At 69.9% G+C, this 18,133-nt stretch carries 18 protein-coding genes and 1 pseudogene; 12 read left to right on the top strand and 7 right to left on the bottom strand.

The genetic code is table 11. The features are described from left to right. Nucleotides 1-79: 79 nt before the first annotated feature. Nucleotides 80-1,084 carry a GlxA family transcriptional regulator gene (locus ACIGQF_RS07270; RefSeq protein ID WP_399706663.1) on the bottom strand — a complete coding sequence of 335 codons (1,005 nt, stop codon included), beginning with the start codon at nucleotides 1,082-1,084 and terminating at the stop codon, nucleotides 80-82. Beyond that, nucleotides 1,072-1,725 carry an HD domain-containing protein gene (locus ACIGQF_RS07265; RefSeq protein ID WP_399706660.1) on the bottom strand — a complete coding sequence of 218 codons (654 nt, stop codon included), beginning with the start codon at nucleotides 1,723-1,725 and terminating at the stop codon, nucleotides 1,072-1,074. Before ACIGQF_RS07265 ends, ACIGQF_RS07270 begins: the two co-directional genes overlap by 13 nt. A 609-nt stretch (nucleotides 1,726-2,334) precedes the next feature. Here ACIGQF_RS07265 and ACIGQF_RS07260 point away from each other — a divergent pair. Continuing rightward, nucleotides 2,335-2,433, top strand: a pseudogene (locus ACIGQF_RS07260) (winged helix-turn-helix transcriptional regulator); the annotation flags it as partial. A gap of 221 nt (nucleotides 2,434-2,654) precedes the next feature. Here ACIGQF_RS07260 and ACIGQF_RS07255 read toward each other — a convergent pair. The 3 genes from ACIGQF_RS07255 to ACIGQF_RS07245 form a co-directional block, all read right to left on the bottom strand. Next, nucleotides 2,655-3,098: a DUF2267 domain-containing protein gene (locus ACIGQF_RS07255; RefSeq protein ID WP_399706657.1), complete on the bottom strand. Its 444-nt coding sequence runs from the start codon at nucleotides 3,096-3,098 to the stop codon at nucleotides 2,655-2,657. A gap of 64 nt (nucleotides 3,099-3,162) precedes the next feature. Continuing rightward, the gene (locus ACIGQF_RS07250; protein ID WP_399707609.1) at nucleotides 3,163-3,558 is read right to left on the bottom strand and encodes a DUF2267 domain-containing protein; all 396 of its coding nucleotides are present in this window, start codon (nucleotides 3,556-3,558) and stop codon (nucleotides 3,163-3,165) included. A 100-nt stretch (nucleotides 3,559-3,658) separates the two neighbouring features. After that, nucleotides 3,659-4,090, bottom strand: coding sequence for an Hsp20/alpha crystallin family protein (locus tag ACIGQF_RS07245; protein WP_399706654.1), 432 nt, complete (start codon nucleotides 4,088-4,090; stop codon nucleotides 3,659-3,661). 128 nt (nucleotides 4,091-4,218) lie between these two features. Between ACIGQF_RS07245 and ACIGQF_RS07240 the strand changes: the two genes are divergently transcribed. Next, on the top strand, nucleotides 4,219-4,851 hold the full coding sequence (locus tag ACIGQF_RS07240; protein WP_399706652.1) for a type III effector protein: 633 nt from the start codon (nucleotides 4,219-4,221) through the stop codon (nucleotides 4,849-4,851). Between the two features lie 241 nt (nucleotides 4,852-5,092). On the opposite strand, the gene ACIGQF_RS07235 is transcribed toward ACIGQF_RS07240, so the two are convergent. Then, nucleotides 5,093-6,910: a PucR family transcriptional regulator gene (locus ACIGQF_RS07235; protein WP_399706649.1), complete on the bottom strand. Its 1,818-nt coding sequence runs from the start codon at nucleotides 6,908-6,910 to the stop codon at nucleotides 5,093-5,095. Between the two features lie 251 nt (nucleotides 6,911-7,161). Between ACIGQF_RS07235 and ACIGQF_RS07230 the strand changes: the two genes are divergently transcribed. The 10 genes from ACIGQF_RS07230 to ACIGQF_RS07185 all read left to right on the top strand — a co-directional run bounded on the left by ACIGQF_RS07230 (nucleotide 7,162) and on the right by ACIGQF_RS07185 (nucleotide 17,150). After that, entirely contained in the window at nucleotides 7,162-7,689 is a 528-nt protein-coding gene (locus ACIGQF_RS07230; RefSeq protein WP_399706647.1) for a general stress protein, read from the top strand. Nucleotides 7,690-7,758: 69 nt separating this feature from the next. Then, a complete protein-coding gene (gene dnaK / locus ACIGQF_RS07225) occupies nucleotides 7,759-9,675 on the top strand; it encodes a molecular chaperone DnaK (protein WP_399706643.1) in 1,917 nt (638 codons plus the stop codon). A 10-nt stretch (nucleotides 9,676-9,685) separates the two neighbouring features. Beyond that, entirely contained in the window at nucleotides 9,686-10,270 is a 585-nt protein-coding gene (gene grpE, locus ACIGQF_RS07220) for a nucleotide exchange factor GrpE (RefSeq protein WP_399706640.1), read from the top strand. 6 nt (nucleotides 10,271-10,276) lie between these two features. Continuing rightward, nucleotides 10,277-11,224, top strand: coding sequence for a DnaJ C-terminal domain-containing protein (locus ACIGQF_RS07215; RefSeq protein WP_399706638.1), 948 nt, complete (start codon nucleotides 10,277-10,279; stop codon nucleotides 11,222-11,224). Then, nucleotides 11,224-11,592 (top strand): chaperone modulator CbpM, encoded by a 369-nt coding sequence (locus ACIGQF_RS07210; protein ID WP_399706636.1) that lies wholly within the window; start codon nucleotides 11,224-11,226, stop codon nucleotides 11,590-11,592. Before ACIGQF_RS07215 ends, ACIGQF_RS07210 begins: the two co-directional genes overlap by 1 nt. Further along, nucleotides 11,583-14,222, top strand: coding sequence for an ATP-dependent chaperone ClpB (clpB, locus tag ACIGQF_RS07205; RefSeq protein ID WP_399706633.1), 2,640 nt, complete (start codon nucleotides 11,583-11,585; stop codon nucleotides 14,220-14,222). The genes ACIGQF_RS07210 and clpB overlap by 10 nt, the downstream gene beginning before the upstream one ends. Then, nucleotides 14,219-14,677 carry a thioredoxin gene (trxA, locus tag ACIGQF_RS07200; RefSeq protein WP_399706630.1) on the top strand — a complete coding sequence of 153 codons (459 nt, stop codon included), beginning with the start codon at nucleotides 14,219-14,221 and terminating at the stop codon, nucleotides 14,675-14,677. The genes clpB and trxA overlap by 4 nt, the downstream gene beginning before the upstream one ends. Before the next feature lie 5 nt (nucleotides 14,678-14,682). Further along, on the top strand, nucleotides 14,683-14,943 hold the full coding sequence (locus ACIGQF_RS07195) for a UBP-type zinc finger domain-containing protein (RefSeq protein ID WP_399706627.1): 261 nt from the start codon (nucleotides 14,683-14,685) through the stop codon (nucleotides 14,941-14,943). Next, nucleotides 14,943-16,724 carry an FAD-dependent oxidoreductase gene (locus tag ACIGQF_RS07190; protein ID WP_399706624.1) on the top strand — a complete coding sequence of 594 codons (1,782 nt, stop codon included), beginning with the start codon at nucleotides 14,943-14,945 and terminating at the stop codon, nucleotides 16,722-16,724. Before ACIGQF_RS07195 ends, ACIGQF_RS07190 begins: the two co-directional genes overlap by 1 nt. A gap of 120 nt (nucleotides 16,725-16,844) precedes the next feature. Further along, nucleotides 16,845-17,150 (top strand): putative quinol monooxygenase, encoded by a 306-nt coding sequence (locus tag ACIGQF_RS07185; RefSeq protein ID WP_399706622.1) that lies wholly within the window; start codon nucleotides 16,845-16,847, stop codon nucleotides 17,148-17,150. Between the two features lie 357 nt (nucleotides 17,151-17,507). On the opposite strand, the gene ACIGQF_RS07180 is transcribed toward ACIGQF_RS07185, so the two are convergent. Further along, the gene (locus ACIGQF_RS07180; RefSeq protein WP_399706620.1) at nucleotides 17,508-18,131 is read right to left on the bottom strand and encodes a UbiX family flavin prenyltransferase; all 624 of its coding nucleotides are present in this window, start codon (nucleotides 18,129-18,131) and stop codon (nucleotides 17,508-17,510) included. Nucleotides 18,132-18,133 lie beyond the last annotated feature (2 nt).

Genomic DNA, 18,133 nt, shown 5'->3' with positions numbered 1-18,133 from the left:
CTGAATGCCCCGCTTCGCCCTGCGCAGCGATGTATTCGGCATACGCGGCAGTGTCAGTACAAGGACGCGGCGAGGTGGCTCAAGCCGGGGGAGCGGGAGCGGTCGTGCTCCGGAATCGAGCCCGGTAGACGGTGGGGGAGACACCGAGGGCCTGCTGGAACACTCGGCGCATGGTTTCCGATGAACCGAAGCCCGCCTGCTGCGCGACCTCCTCCACCGAGGTGGTGCCGGAGGACAGCAGGGCCTGGGCGGCCTCCACGCGGACGTCGTCGACGTACTGCCCAAGTGTCATGCCCGTCTCCCGGCGGAAGAGGCGGGACAGATGCCGACTGCTGATGTCGAGCTCCGCGGCGAGCGCGTCGATGCCGCGTGGAAGCGAGGGATCCGCGGTGACCTCGTCCATCGCCCGGCGTACCAGCGGATGCTTCGGCTGCTGTGGCGTCATCCGGATACTGAACTGGGACTGGCCGCCCGGCCGGGCCATGAAGACCACCAACTGGCGCGCCGCCTCCCGTGCGACGTCCGCTCCGTAATCCTCCTCCACCAGGGCGAGGGCCAGGTCGATCCCCGCGGTGACACCGGCGGAGGTGACGACATGGCCGTCGCGTAGGAACACCGGGTCCGCCGCCACTCGTACGCGCGGAAAGGCGGCCGCCAGCTGCGGGACCAGCTCCCAGTGGGTGGTGGCGCGCCGTCCGTCCAGGAGCCCGGCCTGAGCCAGCAGAAGCGCGCCGGCACAGACCGACGCCACTCGCCGTGCCCGCGCGGCGAGGGTGCCGACCAGGGACATCAGTGCGTCGTCGCCGGCGGCGCGCTGCCAGTCTCTGCGTCCGGGCACCAGCACCGTGTGTACGTTGCGGGGAAGCTGCTCAGTACGCGTGGTCACACCGATCCGCAGCCCGCAGGAGGTGGGTACGTCGAGCCCGGCGGGGGAGACCACGTGCACGTCGTAGCGGGCGCCGTAGCGATTGGCGGTGGCGAGGACCTCCAGTGGTCCGCTGACATCGAGCAGCTGGACCTGGTCGAAGGCCACGATGACGACGACCCGGGCCGTGCCCGGTGCGACGGGCGCTACTCCGCCCACGGGGAGTCCAGGATGGTGCGTACGAAGTCGCCGCGCTGGAAGCCGGGTACGTAGTGCTGGAGCACATCGGCTTTGACGTTGCCGAAGGTCGTCTCGGGCTTGTGGCGGATGCCGTCGGTGAAAGCGCCGAGGACGCGCTTTTTGAAGTCGGGGCGAGGGTGCAGCGCCACGATCCTCTCGCGCTCCTTGGTGGGGATGTCCACGTAGCCGATGCCCAGGACGTCGTACTCCACACCGGCCGTCACCAGGGCGACCTCCGGCTCCATGAACTCGGGGATGCCGGGTGTGGTGTGCAGGGCGATGGCCGTCCACACCCGGCGCACGCTGTCCTCCGGTACGCCGTGTGCCTGCAGGAAGCGGCGTGCCTCGTCGGCACCGTCGACCTCGAAGCGGCGTCCGCTGGTGTGAAACCGCTCGTTCAGCCCCAGGTCGTGGAACATCGCGCCGATGTACAGCAGCTCGGGGTCGAAGCTGAGGTCGCGGTTGCGGCCCTGCAGGCTGCCGAAGAAGTACACCCGTCGTGAGTGGTGGTAGATCAGTTCGCTGGTGCTCTCGCGGACCAGTTCGGTCGCTTCCCGTGCCAGCTTGGTGTCCGGCACGCGCACCTCGGCGTTGTTGTTTGCGTCAGCGCTCGTCGTCATGACCACTCACCCGTATTCCTCATCGATCAGTTCGCCGGTGCCCGCGTCTGCTCGGGCCTGTCGGCCTTCCGACAGAGACAAGTCTTCTCGACACGGCGGTCCGGCCGCCATGTCCGCAGGGCCATATATCCCACAGATACGGACATGCAACCGCCGAGAGGGAGCATGGAGCATTGCGCCGGACGCGCGCTTCCGCTGCTGAATCGCTATTGGGTTGCGTCGGCGGAGCGCGAGGTGTCCAGCGCCGCTCCGGCTTGTCGGTCGACGAGGGCCGGGAAGGCGCTCAGGTCGCCGATGACTTCCTCAGCACGGTCCCGTTGCTGATAAATGCTGTAGTACCGAGCTCCGATGGCGTCGGGGTCGGCCTCGCCACAGCGGGGACCGTCGAGGAGACGCCGGTGGTCAGCAGCAAGGTGCCATGGTCTCGGACACGCATCTCCGGCAGTACACGCTGCACGGCGGCCACGGCCCCCAGTACGTGTAGCTCGAATTGTGCAGTGCCCGAGGCGCCCGAGGTCTGGGCGGCCTGGGTGATCGGCCGCCCGGTCGGGCCGGGGCTGAATTCCAGGACGCCGATCGGCCCCAGCTCCTTCTTCGCCGCAGTGAGACCGCACTTTGCGCTTCGGTGAGCTGCACCGAGCCGTCACCGGTATCTCGCAGCGGATGCTCACACTGACACTGCGGCAGCTCGAACGTGACGGTCTGCTGACCCCAATGGAAAACCGCCCGCCGAACCGGCACCACCCTGTACGACAGCGCGAAGGCGGTCGCCCGGCAGACGTTGCGGCGCCCGGACCGTAGACGGTGCGGGCGCCGTGAGCGACGGGGCGGAAGTCCCCCATCGCGGCGGATCGGGGACTTCGGTCATTTACGAGGCTGGCCGATGGGGATCGGAGCGTGCCCGTCACGCCCCGGGGCAGGTGTTGCGTCTACGCGGCCGGGGTGAGTTCGGCGCGGCCGAACAACAACGCGTAGCCGGAGGGGAGTTGGTGGAGGATGCGGGTTATGAGGTCAGGGCCGGCATGCGCTGCGACGGCCGCGAAGACGGAACCGGTGTCCCACCGGGTGGTGGCCAGGGAGGCGCCGGAGCGGGCGGCGAGGTCCTTGACGAAGGCCCATCCGGTCAGCGGCTGCGTGTCGGGGATCTGCGCGGTCAGAACGCGTGCGGCCTCCAGGGGCAGCCGGGCGGCCAGGTCGACGCGCTCGTCGCCGGTCAGCTGACGTCCCAGCCCCGCCAGAACCAGACGGACGGATTCCTCGGCCCTCTCGCGGGTGGGGTAGGCGCCTTCGTAGCGGACCTTCTCCAGCATCTGCTCGTACGCCGTCCCGTACGGCTGCTGGTGCTCAAGCGGTACGCGCACGTCGGTGATCACTGCGGTGCATGCCTTTCGTGGAGCCGGGTGGGATGGTGTCGGTGTGTGGCACCGAAGGTATGGGTCAGGTGGGCTGGGGGCGGCCGAAGAGCAGGTCGTAGCCGTCGGGGAGCTGGAGCAGGAGCTGCCCCAGCAGGTCGTCGCCGGCTGTGTCGGCGACGGTGGACAGTACGGCGCTGACGTCCCAGGTCGCGGTCTGCTCGGTGGCGCCCTCGATCCAGGCTGCGGTCGCCCGCACGAACCGCTCCGGCGACAGCGGTTCGGCGCTCTGGAGCGGGTTGAGGAGGATCAGGGCGAAGTCCTCCGGCAGGCGTGCCGCGAGCTGGGCGCGGACCTCGCCGACCAGGTGCGCGCCGAGCAGGGCGAGCACCACACGGGCCGCGCGCTCGGCTTCCTCGGCAGTGCCGTACTCACCGTGTTCCTTCACATGGGCGAGGAACGCCTCGCGTCGCAGAGTCATCTCGGCCATCACCCCTTGTTCTTCGGTCTGCCCACGGGGGTGCGGAGGGCGGGATGAGGGGGAGATCGGGTGCCCGTCCTCCGCACCCCTCCGGCCGGTGTCAGCCGGAGATCTCCTTGTGTCCGGATCCGACGCCGATGGAGATCTTGCGGGGCTTGGCGCGCTCGGCGATCGGGATGCGCAGGGTGAGCACGCCCGCGTCGTAGTCGGCCTTGATGTGCTCGGTGTCGAGGGTGTCGGCGAGCACGATCTGGCGGGAGAAGACGCCCAGTGGCCGCTCGGACAGCTCCATCTGCACGTCTTCGGCCTTCGCCACCGGCCGCCGCTCGGCCTTGACCGTGAGCATGTTCCGCTCGACGTCGATGTCGATTGCGTCCGCGGAGACGCCGGGAAGGTCGAAGGCCACCACGTACTCGTCGCCCTCGCGGTAGGCGTCCATCGGCATCGCCGACGGCTTCGACCAGGTGCCCGGGCCCATCAGCTGCTGCGCCAGCCGGTCCAGCTCACGGAAGGGGTCAGTGCGCATCAACATCGTGAAAACACCTCCAGCAGGGTCAGGCAGTTGCTGCCAATGCGCCTCACTGGCACTGTTGTAGCATGTCATCCAATGGATGACAAACATGATGTCGTCTACCTGATGACGACCCGAGGGAGGTGCCCGTGACCCCGGCCAACCAGCCGTCCTCACCCGACACCGACGCCCACAGCCCGGCGTCGTTCCTTGCCGCCGCGGCGGCCCTGAACGCCATCGACGACGCCCTGCGCGAAGCGCAGCACGAGCACCCCAATGCCCCCCACGCACCCGCGCCCGGCCCGGAACAGGCCCTGGCCTCCTTGTCGCTGCTGCGGCAGGTACGCGAGCGGCTCGCCGGATGGGAGACCGGCTTGATCGAAACAGCCCGCGACGCGGGCGCCAGCTGGGCCGACCTCGCCCACCCCCTCGGCGTCGCCAGCCGCCAGGCCGCCGAGCGCCGCTACCTGCGCGGCCGGCCCGGCCCGGCCGGGACCACCGGCGAGCAGCGTGTCCAGGCCACCCGTCAGGCCCGGGCCGCCGACCGCACCACCGCCGCTTGGGCCCGCCGCAACGCGGCCGACCTGCGACGCCTCGCCGGCCAGATCACCGCACTCACCGGCCTTCCCCCCGCCGCCCGCGGCCCGATCAGCGAGCTCCACACGGCCCTCGCCCACGACGACCCCGCCGACCTCATCGCCCCCCTGACCGCTGCCCGCCCGCACCTGGCAGCCGCCCACCCCGACCTCACCGCCCGGCTCGACACCCTCACACCTCCCTGACCCCGCCAGGCGCACCGCAACGGCAACCCGGTCATCGTCCACCACCGGGCAAACGAGGGGAGACCTGGAGACCGACGCGGCCGGTCTGCGGGCCCACCTGGCATGCTCCCTCACCAAGCAGTGCCTGGACGGGGGCGCAGTTGGTGGCCAAGGTGTCGAGGCACCGGTTCCTGCCAGGCTGCGGACCGGTCCTGGCTTTTCAGGCGGCTTGACCGCAGCCGGCCGCGGCCGGGTCCTGAGGTCACAGGCGACCTGTTCGAGTGCCGGGCTGACCCGCTGCGTCGGCCCTCCGGGCAACCGCGGTCAGCGACCCGCCCAGGATGATCTTCCAGACGCGGGTTGCCACTTGCAGGTTGAGCCGGATGTCCACATCCGCCAGGTCGCGGTCGCTGATCTCACGAATGCGCTGCAGCCGGTAACGCAGGGTGCTGCGGTGGACCGTCAGCGCGGCCGCCGCATCGTCGTAGTTGCCTCCGCAGTCGAAGTAGCGCGAAAGCGTTTCCACCAACTCCGTATCGTGCCTGGCGTCGTAGTCGATCAGCTGGCCGAGCCACTCGCGCACGAAACCCTCGAGCTCCCGGAGATCGTTTCCGGGCCCCAGGATCCGGTACAGCCCAAGGTCGTCGAAGAACGTCGTCCCGCTGCACTGGCGGGAGTTCTGCCGCACCTCCAAGGCCCGCAGTGCCTCCTGATAGCAGCGGGGAATGCCGTCCGGGGAGTCGCAGCGGGTGCTCACCCCGATCGCTCCGTCGGGCGTCCCCAGCTCGTGGGACAGCGCCGCGTGCACGGCGTAGTCGGGCCTTGCTTGGGTCAGCAGGACCACCCGGCCGCCGCGACGGGTGATCAGCGGACGGGCCACCGTGGTGGCCGTCGCTTGCTCGACGGCACGGGTGAAGGAGTAGTCCTCGGCGTTGCCCAGCCAGTGCACCACGACGACGTAGTGAGTACGTCGGAGGTCGTGGCCCACGGCATCGGCTCGGGCGTAGGCGCTCGTCTCGTCAGTACCTTCCAACAGGTCGTCGATCAGCTGGCGGCGCAGCCGCAGTTCGACCTCGGCGAGTTCGCGCAGATGCATGAGCTCGTGGGCGAGCGACTGCTGGGCGTGCTCCAAGGCGAACATGGTGTGCTCGTCGGCCGTCGCCTCGGGGTCCTTGAGGGCGAGTACGCCGAGGAGTTCGCCGCGCGGCCGGACCAGGGCGATCAGCCGGTCCTTGACCCGGACCGGGCCCGCCTCGCGCGTGACCTGCCGCAGTATCTCTTCCTGGTGGATCGAGGACCGCACCGGATAGGGGTCGGGCCGGTCGGGACCTGCCCAGGACCTCAGGTTGCCGAACCGGTCCTCGATGAGCGCCGACAGCCCGGTGAGCTCGTACAGCGCTTGGGTGATGGCGTCCTCGCCGCCGCCCCGGGCAGTGACACGGGCGAGGGCCTCGTGCACGGTGTTCTGCCGGTGCAGCTTGGCGCGCAGTGTGTCCAAATTCCCTAGCGCTGTGGTCCGTTCGGTGCGGAGTCGGCTCAGTTCGACGGCGTTGTCGTGCTGCTCGGGGCGGGAGGCCGCCAGTGACATGGCCGCCGATGTGAACCCCATGAGGGTCGAGAGCAGGAAGTGTCCCTGCTCATCGGGCTCGGAGTGGGAGGAGACCACGATGTAGCCCAGCAGACCGCCGGCCCCGCGCAGGCCGAACGCCCAGTTCCAGGACCGCGCTGGAAGGGATACCGGGCCGTCGGCCTTGTCCAACTCCTTCATCCGCGCATCGTCGGCGGTCGGCGCTCCCCTGTCGTGGCCGGGAACGCGAGAAAAATCGTCGCCCGTCGCGAGGTATCCGGCCTCGGCGCGATAGGGACCAAGGGCACTGATGTGCCGCATGGCCAGCCGCACGATCCCACTTTGCTCCGAGCAGGTGAACAGGGTGCGGGACAGTTCCAGCAGCCCGTACGGGTCCAGCGCCGCGAGCGGACGGGGGGCGTGCCGTCCGGTGCCCGCAGTGTTGCTCGGGTGGCGGGTCACTCTCTGGTCGGAGACGTCAGCGGACAGTTTCCGCGACGGACGGGAGGCCATAGATCACTCCGTTCTCCTCCGGCCATCGGAGGCGATCGAGCAAGCCGGGGGATCCACGCCTGGGTGAGCCCTGAGTACCCAGCCTAGGCGAGGTCATCCGATGTGTCCGAATTTGAACCTGTTCTCGTGGGCCGACCGACTGCGTGGATTTCTGACCTGCCGGGTGCAGGTGGAGCGCACTGCTCACTGCCAGCCTGGGGTTGTCAGGGGGCCTCGGCCGCACCGGTGTCCGTGGCAGGAAGGGCTGGCTCATGAACGAGAAGGTCCGCAGGACCATTGCCTCGTACACGACCTACCAGGAGGCGGAACGCGCTGTCGACCACCTTTCCGATCAGGGGTTTCCCGTCGAGAGGGTGGGCATTATCGGGCAGGACGTGCGCCTGGTCGAGCAGGTGACCGGCCGTATGGGTTATGCCGAGGCCGTGCTGCACGGCGCGGCGAGCGGCGCCCTGCCCGGCGCGCTGATCGGGTGGATCTTCGGGCTGCTGAACTGGCTGAACCCGGTCGTGTCGGGACTGCTCCTCGCCTTGTACGGGCTGGTTTTCGGAGCACTCGTCGGCGCTCTGCTCGGCCTGCTGGTGCACGCGGCCCAGCATGGCCGCCGGGACTTCGCCTCGGTGAGCTTCATGCAGCCCAGCCGGTACGACGTCGTGGCCGACGACGCGGTCGCCGAAGAAGCGGTGCAGCTTCTGGCCGAGCTGCCCGGCGGGACCGGCACCGGCACAAGCAGCGGGGCTGGGAAGAGCAGCCGCCCGCAGAGCGGCCCCGCCATCACCTGAGCGCGTGCGGAAGACCGGGCGCCACTCCGAGGACGAGCGGGGGCCGCCCGTCGCGAAAAGGAGTTCCTCATGGCCAAGGCAGTAGGCATCGACCTGGGCACCACGAACTCGGTGATCGCCGTGTGGGAGGGCGGCGAGCCGACGGTCGTACCCAACAACGAGGGCAACCGTACGACACCGTCTGTGGTGGCCTTCACCGACACGGGTGAGCGCCTGGTGGGCCAGCTGGCCCGCCGACAGTCCATTCTCAACCCCAAGGGCACCATCTACTCGGCCAAGCGGTTCATCGGCCGGCACTTCGACGAGATCTCCGAAGAGGCCAAGGCCGTCGCGTACGACGTGGTCGAGGGGGAGGGCGGGGAGGCCCGCTTCAAGGTGGGCGACAAGTTCTACGCGCCCGAGGAGATCAGCGCGCAGGTGCTGCGCAAGCTCGCCGACGACGCCTCCAAGCAGCTGGGAGAGCGGGTCACGGAGGCGGTCATCACGGTGCCCGCCTACTTCAACGACGCCCAGCGCACCGCCACCAAGGATGCCGGACGGATCGCGGGCCTGGAAGTGCTGCGGATCATCAACGAGCCGACCGCGGCCGCCCTCGCCTACGGCATGGACAAGAAGGAGCACGAGACGGTGCTCGTCTTCGATCTGGGCGGCGGCACCTTCGACGTCAGCATCCTCGACGTCGGCGACGGTGTGGTGGAGGTACGGTCCACGGCGGGCGACAGCCATCTGGGCGGCGACGACTTCGACCGCCGGCTGGTCGACCATCTCGCCGACGGCTTTCAGAAGGACAACGGCATCGACCTGCGCCAGGACCCACAGGCGCTGCAACGACTGTTCGAGGCGGCTGAGAAGGCCAAGACCGAGCTCAGCTCGGTGACCCAGACGCAGCTCAGCCTGCCGTTCATCACGGCCGACGCCTCCGGGCCCAAGCATCTGACCACGACGATCATGCGGTCCACGTTCGAGCAGATCACCGGCGACCTGGTGGAGCGCTGCCTCGGCCCGGTGCGGCAGGCCATGGACGACGCCAAGGTCAGCGACAACGACATCGACGAGGTCATCCTCGTCGGCGGCTCCACCCGCATCCCCGCCGTCCAGGCCCTGGTGCGAAGGCTGACCGGCGGCAAGGAACCCAACATGAGCGTCAACCCCGACGAGGTCGTGGCCATGGGCGCCGCGATCCAGGCCGGGGTCCTCAAGGGCGAGGTCAAGGATGTCCTGCTGCTCGATGTCACCCCGCTGTCGCTGGGCGTGGAGACACGCGGCGGCGTGATGACGAAGATCATCGAGCGGAACACCACCATCCCGGTGCGCCGCTCCGAGACCTTCTCCACCGCCGAGGACAACCAGCCCGCCGTCGACGTCGTCGTCCTGCAGGGCGAGCGGGAGAGGGCCGCGGACAACCGGGTCCTGGGACGCTTCCAGCTCACCGACATCCGCCCCGCGCCGCGCGGTGAGCCACAGATCGAAGTCATCTTCGACATAGACGCCAACGGCATCCTCAACGTCACCGCGCGGGACAAGGACACCGGCAAGGAGCAGGGCATCACGATCAGCGAGAGCTCGAACCTCGACCGCAGCGAGGTCGAGCGGATGGTCCAGGAGGCCGAACGCAACCAGGGCGAGGACCAGGCCCTGCGCGAGGCGGTCGACGCCCGCAACGAACTGGACGCCATCGCCTACCAGGTCGAGAAGCGCCTCGGCGAACTCGGCGACGCCGCGCCCGCACACGAGAAGGCCCGCGCCGAGATGCTGATGACCGAGGCCCGCGAGGCCGTCAAGAACGAGGCCGGGACGGACAAGGTCCGGCCGCTGACGTCCGAACTCCAGCAGATCTTCGCGGGACTCGCGGCTCACCGGGCGGAAGCGGGGTCGGGCGGTGCGGCGGGCACCGGCTCGCCGGAAGAATCCGGTCCCGGCGGAGCCGCGCCAGGCGGCGGCGAGGGTGACGACGATGTGATCGACGCCGACTTCGACAAGGGCTGAGGTGCGTGCCATGCCCACCCCACCGCAGGGCCGAGAGCCCGACCCGCCGCCGGAAGGCGCCGTACGGCCGCCGCGCGAGGAACTCACGCAGCCTGGATCGCCGACGGAGGAGGCCGAGCCGGGACCCGATGCAGCAACCGGCACCGCCGCACCTGACGACGGCTACGAGGCCGCGCTGCGAGAGGCCGAGGACCGCTGGCGCCGCGCCCTGGCCGACCTCGACAACCTGCGCAAACGCCACGCCAAGGAGCTGGAGCGGGAGGCCGCGGTCGAACGCGCCCGTACGGCTGCGGCCTTCCTGCCCGTCATCGACAACCTGGAACTTGCCCTGAGCCACGCGGCCGCCGACCCCGGTGCGATTGTCGAAGGTGTTCAGGCCGTGCATGACCAGGCCGTGAACGTCCTGGAGCGGCTGGGCTACTCGCGCCACGCGGAGAGGGGTGTGTCGTTCGACCCGGCCCGGCACGAAGTTGTCGGCGTGGTCCAGGATCCCGACGCCGAGCCGAACACCGTGGTCCAGGTGCTGCGACCCGGTTACGGCGAGGCCGAGCGGCAGCTGCGGCCTGCCGCCGTGACCGTCGCCAAGCGGGAGTGACCGGCCATGGCACGCGACTTCTACGAGGTGCTCGGCGTTCCGCGCACCGCCGACCGGGACGAGATCCAGCGGGCCTACCGCACCCTGGCCCGCAGGTACCACCCCGACGTCAACAAGGACCCCGAGGCGGAGGAGCGGTTCAAGGAGGTCAATGAGGCCTTCAGCGTCCTGTCCGATCCGGAGCAGCGAGCCAAGTACGACCGCTTCGGCGAGGACTTCCGGAAGATCCCGGACGACTGGGAGGAGCGCGTTGCCGCCGGCGCCGGGGCCGGCGGCGGGGCCGGCACCGGCTTCCGATGGAACACCGGCGGCGGCCCCCGGGTGCGGTACTCCACGGCAGGCTTCGACGGCGAGGAGGTCGACGTCGAGGACCTGTTCGGCTCGCTGTTCGGCGGCGCCGGGCGGATGCGCGTGCCCGGTGCCGACCAGGAGGCCGAACTGCCGCTCACCGTCGAGGAGGCCTATCGGGGCGGTCGCCGTACGGTCACCCTCGCCGGGCCGGCCGGGCAGCGGCGTTACCAGGTCGACGTGCCGCCCGGCACCACCGATGGGCAGCGCATCCGGCTGGCCGGAGAGGGCGGGCGGGGGAGCGGTGACGGCGCTCCCGCCGGGGACCTGTTCCTGAGAGTGCGGATCCAGCCGCACCGTGAGTTCCGCCTCGACGGCAGGGACGTCCACGTGAGGCTTCCGGTCACTCCGTGGGAGGCGGCGCTGGGTGCGACCGTGCCGGTGCCCACGCCGAGCGGTGCCACGGCGAAGGTGACCGTGCCCGCCGGGTCCTCCAGCGGACGGCGTCTGCGGCTGCGCGGTGAGGGCATGCCAAGCCCGAACGGCGCGAACGGAGACCTGTACGCGGAGTTGAGGATCATGGTGCCGCACCGGTTGAGCGACCGGGAGCGCGAGCTGCTGGAGGAACTTGCCGCCGTCTCCACGTTCGATCCCAGGAGGACCTGATGACCGACCGACCGGCCGAGGCCCGCCCGTCACACGCACGCACGACCGAGGTGGGCGTGCAGTACGCGATCGTGCCCGTCTCCAGGCTCTCCCTGGAGACCGTGGCCCGCCGCTCAGGTCTCCATCCCGACCTGATCCGTCGGTTCGTCGCCCTCGGGCTGGTGGACGCCGGCCATGACGCCTCCGGGCGGCTGGTGTTCGCCTCCACGGCCCCAGCCGCCCTGGCCCGTGTCCAGCGGCTGCGCACCGGGCTGTGCTTGAACTACGCATCCATCGGTCTGGTGCTCGACCTGCTCGATCGCATCAGCTTGCTCGAAGCCGCGCTGCGGCGTGCAGGCATGAGGAGTGATCTACCACCATGGACATGAACAAGCTGACCCAGAAGTCCCAGGAAGCCCTGCAGGAGGCCCAGAGCGCCGCCGGCAGCATGGGGCACACCGAGGTCGACGGCGAACATCTGCTGCTCGCCCTCCTCGACCAGGAGGAGGGCCTGATCCCGCGGCTGCTGCAGCAGGCGGGCGCCGAGCCCGAGGAGTTGCGCGCGGCCGTACGCGGGGACCTCTCCCGTCGGCCCAAGGTGACCGGCCCGGGCGCGGCGCCGGGCCAGGTCTTCGTCACCCAGCGCCTGGCGCGGCTGCTGGACTCGGCCGAGCGGGAGGCCAAACGCCTCAAGGACGAGTACGTGTCCGTGGAGCACCTGCTGCTGGCGCTGGCCGAGGAAGGCTCGGCGACCGCCGCCGGGCGGCTGCTGAAGGAGCACGCCGTGACCCGGGACTCCTTCCTCGGCGCGCTCACTCAGGTCCGCGGCAACCAGCGCGTCACCTCCGCCAACCCCGAAGTGGCGTACGAGGCTCTGGAGAAGTACGGCCGCGATCTCGTCGCCGAGGCCAAGGCCGGGCGGCTCGACCCGGTCATCGGCCGGGACGCCGAGATCCGCCGCGTCACCCAGATCCTCAGCCGCAAGTCCAAGAACAACCCCGTCCTCATCGGCGACCCCGGCGTCGGCAAGACCGCCATCGTCGAGGGTCTCGCCCAGCGCGTCGTCCGCGGCGACGTGCCCGAAGGACTCCGCGACAAAATCGTGTTCGCCCTCGACATGGGCTCGCTGGTCGCCGGCGCCAAGTACCGCGGCGAGTTCGAAGAACGCCTCAAGGCCGTGCTGTCCGAGGTCAAGGCCGCCGAAGGACGCATCCTGCTCTTCGTCGACGAGTTGCACACGGTCGTCGGCGCGGGCGCCGCCGAGGGCGCCATGGACGCGGGCAACATGCTCAAGCCCATGCTGGCGCGCGGCGAACTGCACATGATCGGCGCGACCACCCTGGACGAGTACCGGCAGCACATCGAGAAGGACGCCGCCCTCGAACGCCGCTTCCAGCAGGTCCTGGTCGACGAGCCGAGCGTGGAGGACACCATCTCCATCCTGCGCGGACTGCGTGAACGCCTGGAGGTCTTCCACGGTGTGAAGATCCAGGACACCTCGCTGGTCGCGGCGGCGACGCTCTCCCACCGCTACATCACCGACCGGTTCCTGCCCGACAAGGCCATCGACCTCGTCGACGAGGCCTGTGCCCGACTGCGTACCGAGATCGACTCCATGCCCGCCGAACTCGACGAGATCACCCGCCGGGTGACCCGCCTGGAGATCGAGGAAGCGGCCCTGTCCAAGGAGACCGACCCCGCCAGCAAAGCCCGCCTGGAGGAGCTGCGCAAGGAACTGGCCGACCTGCGCGGCGAGGCCGACGCCAAACGCGCCCAGTGGGAGGCCGAACGGCAGGCGATCCGCCGCGTGCAGGAGCTGCGCCAGGAGCTGGAGCAGGTCCGCCACGAGGCGGAGGAGGCCGAACGTGCCTACGATCTCAACCGCGCCGCCGAACTCCGCTACGGCCGCCTCCGGGACCTGGAGCGCCGACTCGCCGCGGAGGAGGAGCAACTGGCCTCCAAACAAGGGCAGAACCGGCTGCTGCGCGAGGTCGTCACCGAGGAGGAGATCGCCGAGATCGTCGCCGCCTGGACCGGCATCCCCGTCGCCCGCCTCCAGGAGGGCGAACGCGAGAAACTGCTGCGCCTCGACGAGATCCTGCGCGAGCGCGTCATCGGCCAGGACGAGGCCGTCAAGCTCGTCGCCGACGCCATCATCCGCGCCCGCTCCGGCATCCGCGACCCTCGCCGCCCCATCGGCTCGTTCATCTTCCTCGGCCCCACCGGCGTAGGGAAGACCGAACTGGCCAAGACCCTCGCCCGGGCCCTGTTCGACTCCGAGGAGAACATGGTCCGCCTCGACATGAGTGAGTACCAGGAGCGGCACACCGTCAGCCGGCTCATGGGAGCCCCGCCCGGATACGTCGGCTACGAGGAAGGCGGCCAGCTCACCGAGGCCGTACGCCGTAAGCCGTACTCGGTCGTGCTGTTCGACGAGATCGAGAAGGCGCACACCGATGTCTTCAACACCCTGCTGCAGATCCTCGACGACGGCCGCATCACCGATGCCCAGGGCCGCACCGTCGACTTCCGCAACACGGTGATCATCATGACGTCCAACATCGGCTCCGAGCACCTCCTCGACGGCGTCACCGCCGAGGGCGAGATCAAGCCCGACGCACGCGCCCTGGTGATGGGCGAGCTGCGCGGGCACTTCCGTCCGGAGTTCCTCAACCGCGTCGACGACATCGTGCTGTTCAAGCCGCTCGGTGAGCGGCAGATCGAGCGGATCGTGGAGCTTCAGTTCGACGAACTGCGGCGCCGCCTCGCCGAACGCCGCATCACCGTCGAACTCTCCGACGAGGCACGTGTGTTGATAGCCAGCCAGGGCTACGACCCTGTGTACGGGGCTCGGCCGCTGCGGCGTTACATCTCCCACGAGGTCGAAACACTCGTCGGGCGCGCCCTGCTGCGCGGTGACGTTCAGGACGGCGCGAAGGTCCGCGTCGACGCCCAGCACGGAGAACTGGTGGTCACCTACGACCAGCCCGAGGATGTGAGGGAGGCGAGCACGGCATGAGCGCGGTGCAAGCCACCAACGTCACCTGTCCGCACTGCGGGCGCACCAACCGGGTGCCCGTGGCCGCCGAGGGCCACCCCAGGTGCGGCAACTGCAAGCAGCCTCTGCCATGGATTACCGACGCGGGCGACGACGACTTCACCGAGGTCGTCGAGCAGGCCACCCTGCCCGTCGTCGTCGACCTGTGGGCCACCTGGTGCGGCCCCTGCCGCATGGTGAGTCCCGCCCTGGAGAAGGTCGCCGCCGATCTCGCGGGAAAGATCAAGCTGGTCAAGATCGATATCGACAAGCACCCGCGCCTGGCGCGGCGGTTCGAGGTCCAGGCGGTACCGACGCTCTTGGTCCTCGACAAAGGACAGACCATCGCCCGGCAGTCGGGTGCCGCACCTGCCCCCGCCCTGCGGCAGTGGGTGGAGCAGTCGATCGCCGGCGGCGAACCGGCCGGGAAAGGATGACGGCCATGACCGTACGAACCGACCCCCACCTCGCCCTCGTACGCCCTGTCACCCCGCGCACCCAGGGGTGCGAGGAGTGCCTGGCCACAGGTTCCCCCTGGGTCCACCTCAGGCTCTGTCTGACCTGCGGCCACGTCGGCTGCTGCGATTCCTCGCCGAACCGGCACGCCCGCCGGCACGCCGCCGCCGACGGCCATCCGATCGTGGCATCGCTGGAGCCCGGTGAGGACTGGCGGTGGTGCTTCGTCCACGAGGCGATCGTGTGATGCCCGGCGACGGGACGCGGCCGGGCGCAGCGCCCTTGCCGGACGAGGCGGAGGAGGCCGTCCCCCTCGAGACGCCCGACATCTACGGCGCCTATCCCCGCCTGTCGGACGACCAGATGGCCTACCTGGCGCAGCATGGCCGACGGCGCCCGGTCGAGGCAGGTGACGTGCTGATCCGGGAGGGGGATCGGTGCGAGACGTTCTACGTCGTCCTCAGTGGCTCGGTCGCCATCATCGAGGGCTACGACACGCCCGATGAACGCCTGCTGCGTGTGCACGGCCCTGGCCGCTTCATCGGCGAACTCGGCCTCCTGAACGGACAGGTGGCCTTTTACACCGCCCTGGTCAGGGACCCCGGTGAGGTTCTCGCCCTGTCCATGAACCAGCTGCGTGACCTGGTGACCCGGGACTCCACGCTCGGTGATGTGGTGCTGCGCGCCTGTCTGGGCCGCCGGGCTCTGCTCGTAGGGCAGGGCGCCGGTTTCCGCATCATCGGCTCGCGCTATTCGCCCGACACCCGGCGGCTGCGCGAGTTCGCCGCCCGCAACCGGCTGCCCTACCGTTGGATCGATCTGGAGACGGACGAGGAGGCCGAGGCACTGCTGCGGCGCTTCGCGGTCGGTCCGGAGCAGACACCGCTGGTGATCTGGCGGGACACGACCCTGCTGCGGAATCCGAGCAACGCCGAACTGGCCAGGTTCATCGGACTGCCGCCGCTGGAATCGGGCAACGGCCGCGGCGATCTCCTCATTGTCGGCTCCGGTCCGGCCGGTCTCGCCGCCGCCGTGAACGCGGCCTCGGAGGGTCTCGGCACGACCGTGGTCGAGGTGCTGGCCACCGGCGGCCAGGCCGGGACGTCATCCCGCATCGAGAATCTGCTCGGCTTCCCTTCCGGCATCTCCGGCGCCGAACTCACCGAGCGCGCCGTGCTCCAGGCGGAAAAATTCGGCGCCCGGATCAGCGTCCCTGCGGAGGCGGCCCGACTCGAACGCCGAGACGGCCACTATGCCGTTGGGTTCGCCGACGGCAGTGAGATCACCGCCCGTACCGTCGTCCTGGCCACCGGCGCACGCTACCGCCGCCTCCATGTGCCCGGCATCGAGCCGTTGGAGGGCATGAGCGTCCACTACTCGGCGACCCTCTACGAGGCCGAGCAGTGCCGTAGCGATCCGGTGGCCGTGGTCGGCGGCGGCAATTCCGCGGGCCAGGCCGTGCTCTTCCTGGCCGGGTACGCGCCGCAGGTGTATCTGCTCGTCCGGGGGCCGAGCCTTGAGGCGCACATGTCCCGCTACCTGATCGATCAGATCGAGCGCCACCCGCGGGTGCGCGTGCTGCTGCACACCGAGGTGACCGAGGCACTCGGCGACAAGACGCTGGAGGCGGTTACGGTGGTCGACCACCGCACGGGCGAGCACCGCCGGCTCGCGGTGCGTGCCCTGTTCGTCTTCACCGGCGCAGAACCTCACACCGATTGGCTGTCCGGCGCGCTCGCCCTCGACACGCGCGGCTACGTGCTCACCGGTGCGGAGGCGCAGGCCTGCTCCGTTCCCGAACTGTGGCAGAGCCAGGGCCGTGACTGTCTGACGCTGGAGACCAGCCTGCCGGGTGTCTTCGCGGCCGGCGACGTCCGCAGCGGCTCGGTGAAGCGCGTGGCCTCCGCGGTCGGCGAAGGCGCGATGAGCATCCACTTCGCGCACCGCTACCTGGGCCACACGGCCGCGCCCGGCGGCACCGACAGCTCCCCGCGCACCCGCCCGAAGGAGTCCGCTTGGCTCGCCTGACGCTTAGCGGGCGACGAGATGAGAGTAGGAGAAGGACGAGGAGGCGAGGGGAATGTCCACGCCCGTCCGGCGCCACCGCGGTGGCGCAATGCAGCACAGACCTTGGAAAGAAGCCCCCGCATGACCGACATCAACGTCGCGCTGCACGTACAGGTCGAGGCCCTGCCCGGCAAGGAGGAAGAGGTAGCCGCCTTCCTGCGCTCGGGCCTGGCCATCGTGCAGGAGGAGCCCGGCACCGTCGCCTGGTTCGCCGTGCGCCTGAGCCCGTCCACCTTCGCCATCTTCGACGCCTTCCCCCACGACGACGCACGACGGGCCCACCTCGCCGGCCGCCTGGGCAGCGCCCTGACGGAACGAGCCGGCGAACTGTTCGCCCACCCCCCTTCCGTCGAGCAACTCGACGTCCTCGCCCACAAACTCCCCTGAAGACCACGCGGACCGGTCCACGCCCGGCGCGTCGGACCGGTCCCGGGACCCGGGCGTGCAGCAAGTCAGCGCGGCGATCGACATCCCCTTTGCAGAAACGGCCGCGGGCCCGCACCAGGGGCCCTGCCACGTCAGCCCCAGGTTCTGGCATGCGGCGGCGTCAAGGGGAAAGCCGGCACCCGTGGTGGACGAACCGGCCACCAAGAGCGGCACCTGCGCCTCGTCGTCGACGAGTACGCGCAGGTCGGACAGGTGACGGGAGGGTCGGCACGCACAGGCCACACCGCACACGGGGGCACCATGTACCGCCCACCGTGCTGCACGGTCACCGCCCGTACGGCCAAAGGCCCGACGCGATCAGCGAAGACGCTCGCGCCGAACCTCAGAGACCTTCCGGCTCCTGTGCTCCCGACCCCACCGCACCGTCACCGGGTGAGGCAGGCGCAGGTGGTCGAGTGCCCGGCCGACCGTCTGGGTGACCACTTCGTCGAGCGAGGTGGGGCGGGTGTAAAAGGCGGGCACCGGCGGCATGATGGTCGCGCCCGCCTCCGTCGCCTGCGTCATCAGCCGCAGGTGCCCGGCATGCAGGGGAGTCTCGCGCAACAGCAGGACGAGCGGGCGGCGTTCCTTCAAGGTGACGTCGGCGGCGCGCACCAGCAGATTGTCGTCGTAGCCGTTGGCTATGCCGGACAGCGTCTTCACGCTGCACGGCGCCACCAGCATCCCGTCCACCGGGAACGAGCCGCTCGAAATCGCCGCGCCCAGGTCATGCTCGGCATGCAGGTGGTCGGCGCGCGCCCGCACGTCGGCCACGGTCAGGTCGGTCTCCTGGGTCAGCGTCGCCCTGGCCGCCTTGGTGAGGACCAGATGGGTCTCCACACCCAATTGGGAGAGCAGCTCCAAGGCGCGGACCGCATACATCGCTCCGGACGCTCCGGAGACCCCCACGATCACCCGTGGTGGGAAACCGTCCCCGTCCATGA

It is taken from the genome of Streptomyces sp. NPDC053560, from assembly GCF_044544605.1.
Classification (GTDB): domain Bacteria; phylum Actinomycetota; class Actinomycetes; order Streptomycetales; family Streptomycetaceae; genus Streptomyces.
Note: the sequence above shows the minus strand (reverse complement) of the source record. Positions and strands in the feature narration are given on the sequence as shown.

Excerpts from the sequence above, each read along its gene's own strand:
- ACIGQF_RS07265 (WP_399706660.1), bottom strand. The coding sequence starts at position 1,725 with ATGACGACGAGCGCTGACGCAAACAACAACGCCGAGGTGCGCGTGCCG.
- ACIGQF_RS07250 (WP_399707609.1), bottom strand. The coding sequence starts at position 3,558 with ATGACTCTGCGACGCGAGGCGTTCCTCGCCCATGTGAAGGAACACGGT.
- ACIGQF_RS07245 (WP_399706654.1), bottom strand. The coding sequence starts at position 4,090 with ATGTTGATGCGCACTGACCCCTTCCGTGAGCTGGACCGGCTGGCGCAG.
- ACIGQF_RS07235 (WP_399706649.1), bottom strand. The coding sequence starts at position 6,910 with ATGGCCTCCCGTCCGTCGCGGAAACTGTCCGCTGACGTCTCCGACCAG.
- ACIGQF_RS07230 (WP_399706647.1), top strand. The coding sequence starts at position 7,162 with ATGAACGAGAAGGTCCGCAGGACCATTGCCTCGTACACGACCTACCAG.
- dnaK (WP_399706643.1), top strand. The coding sequence starts at position 7,759 with ATGGCCAAGGCAGTAGGCATCGACCTGGGCACCACGAACTCGGTGATC.
- grpE (WP_399706640.1), top strand. The coding sequence starts at position 9,686 with ATGCCCACCCCACCGCAGGGCCGAGAGCCCGACCCGCCGCCGGAAGGC.
- ACIGQF_RS07215 (WP_399706638.1), top strand. The coding sequence starts at position 10,277 with ATGGCACGCGACTTCTACGAGGTGCTCGGCGTTCCGCGCACCGCCGAC.
- ACIGQF_RS07210 (WP_399706636.1), top strand. The coding sequence starts at position 11,224 with ATGACCGACCGACCGGCCGAGGCCCGCCCGTCACACGCACGCACGACC.
- clpB (WP_399706633.1), top strand. The coding sequence starts at position 11,583 with ATGGACATGAACAAGCTGACCCAGAAGTCCCAGGAAGCCCTGCAGGAG.
- trxA (WP_399706630.1), top strand. The coding sequence starts at position 14,219 with ATGAGCGCGGTGCAAGCCACCAACGTCACCTGTCCGCACTGCGGGCGC.
- ACIGQF_RS07195 (WP_399706627.1), top strand. The coding sequence starts at position 14,683 with ATGACCGTACGAACCGACCCCCACCTCGCCCTCGTACGCCCTGTCACC.
- ACIGQF_RS07190 (WP_399706624.1), top strand. The coding sequence starts at position 14,943 with ATGCCCGGCGACGGGACGCGGCCGGGCGCAGCGCCCTTGCCGGACGAG.
- ACIGQF_RS07185 (WP_399706622.1), top strand. The coding sequence starts at position 16,845 with ATGACCGACATCAACGTCGCGCTGCACGTACAGGTCGAGGCCCTGCCC.
- ACIGQF_RS07180 (WP_399706620.1), bottom strand. The coding sequence starts at position 18,131 with ATGGACGGGGACGGTTTCCCACCACGGGTGATCGTGGGGGTCTCCGGA.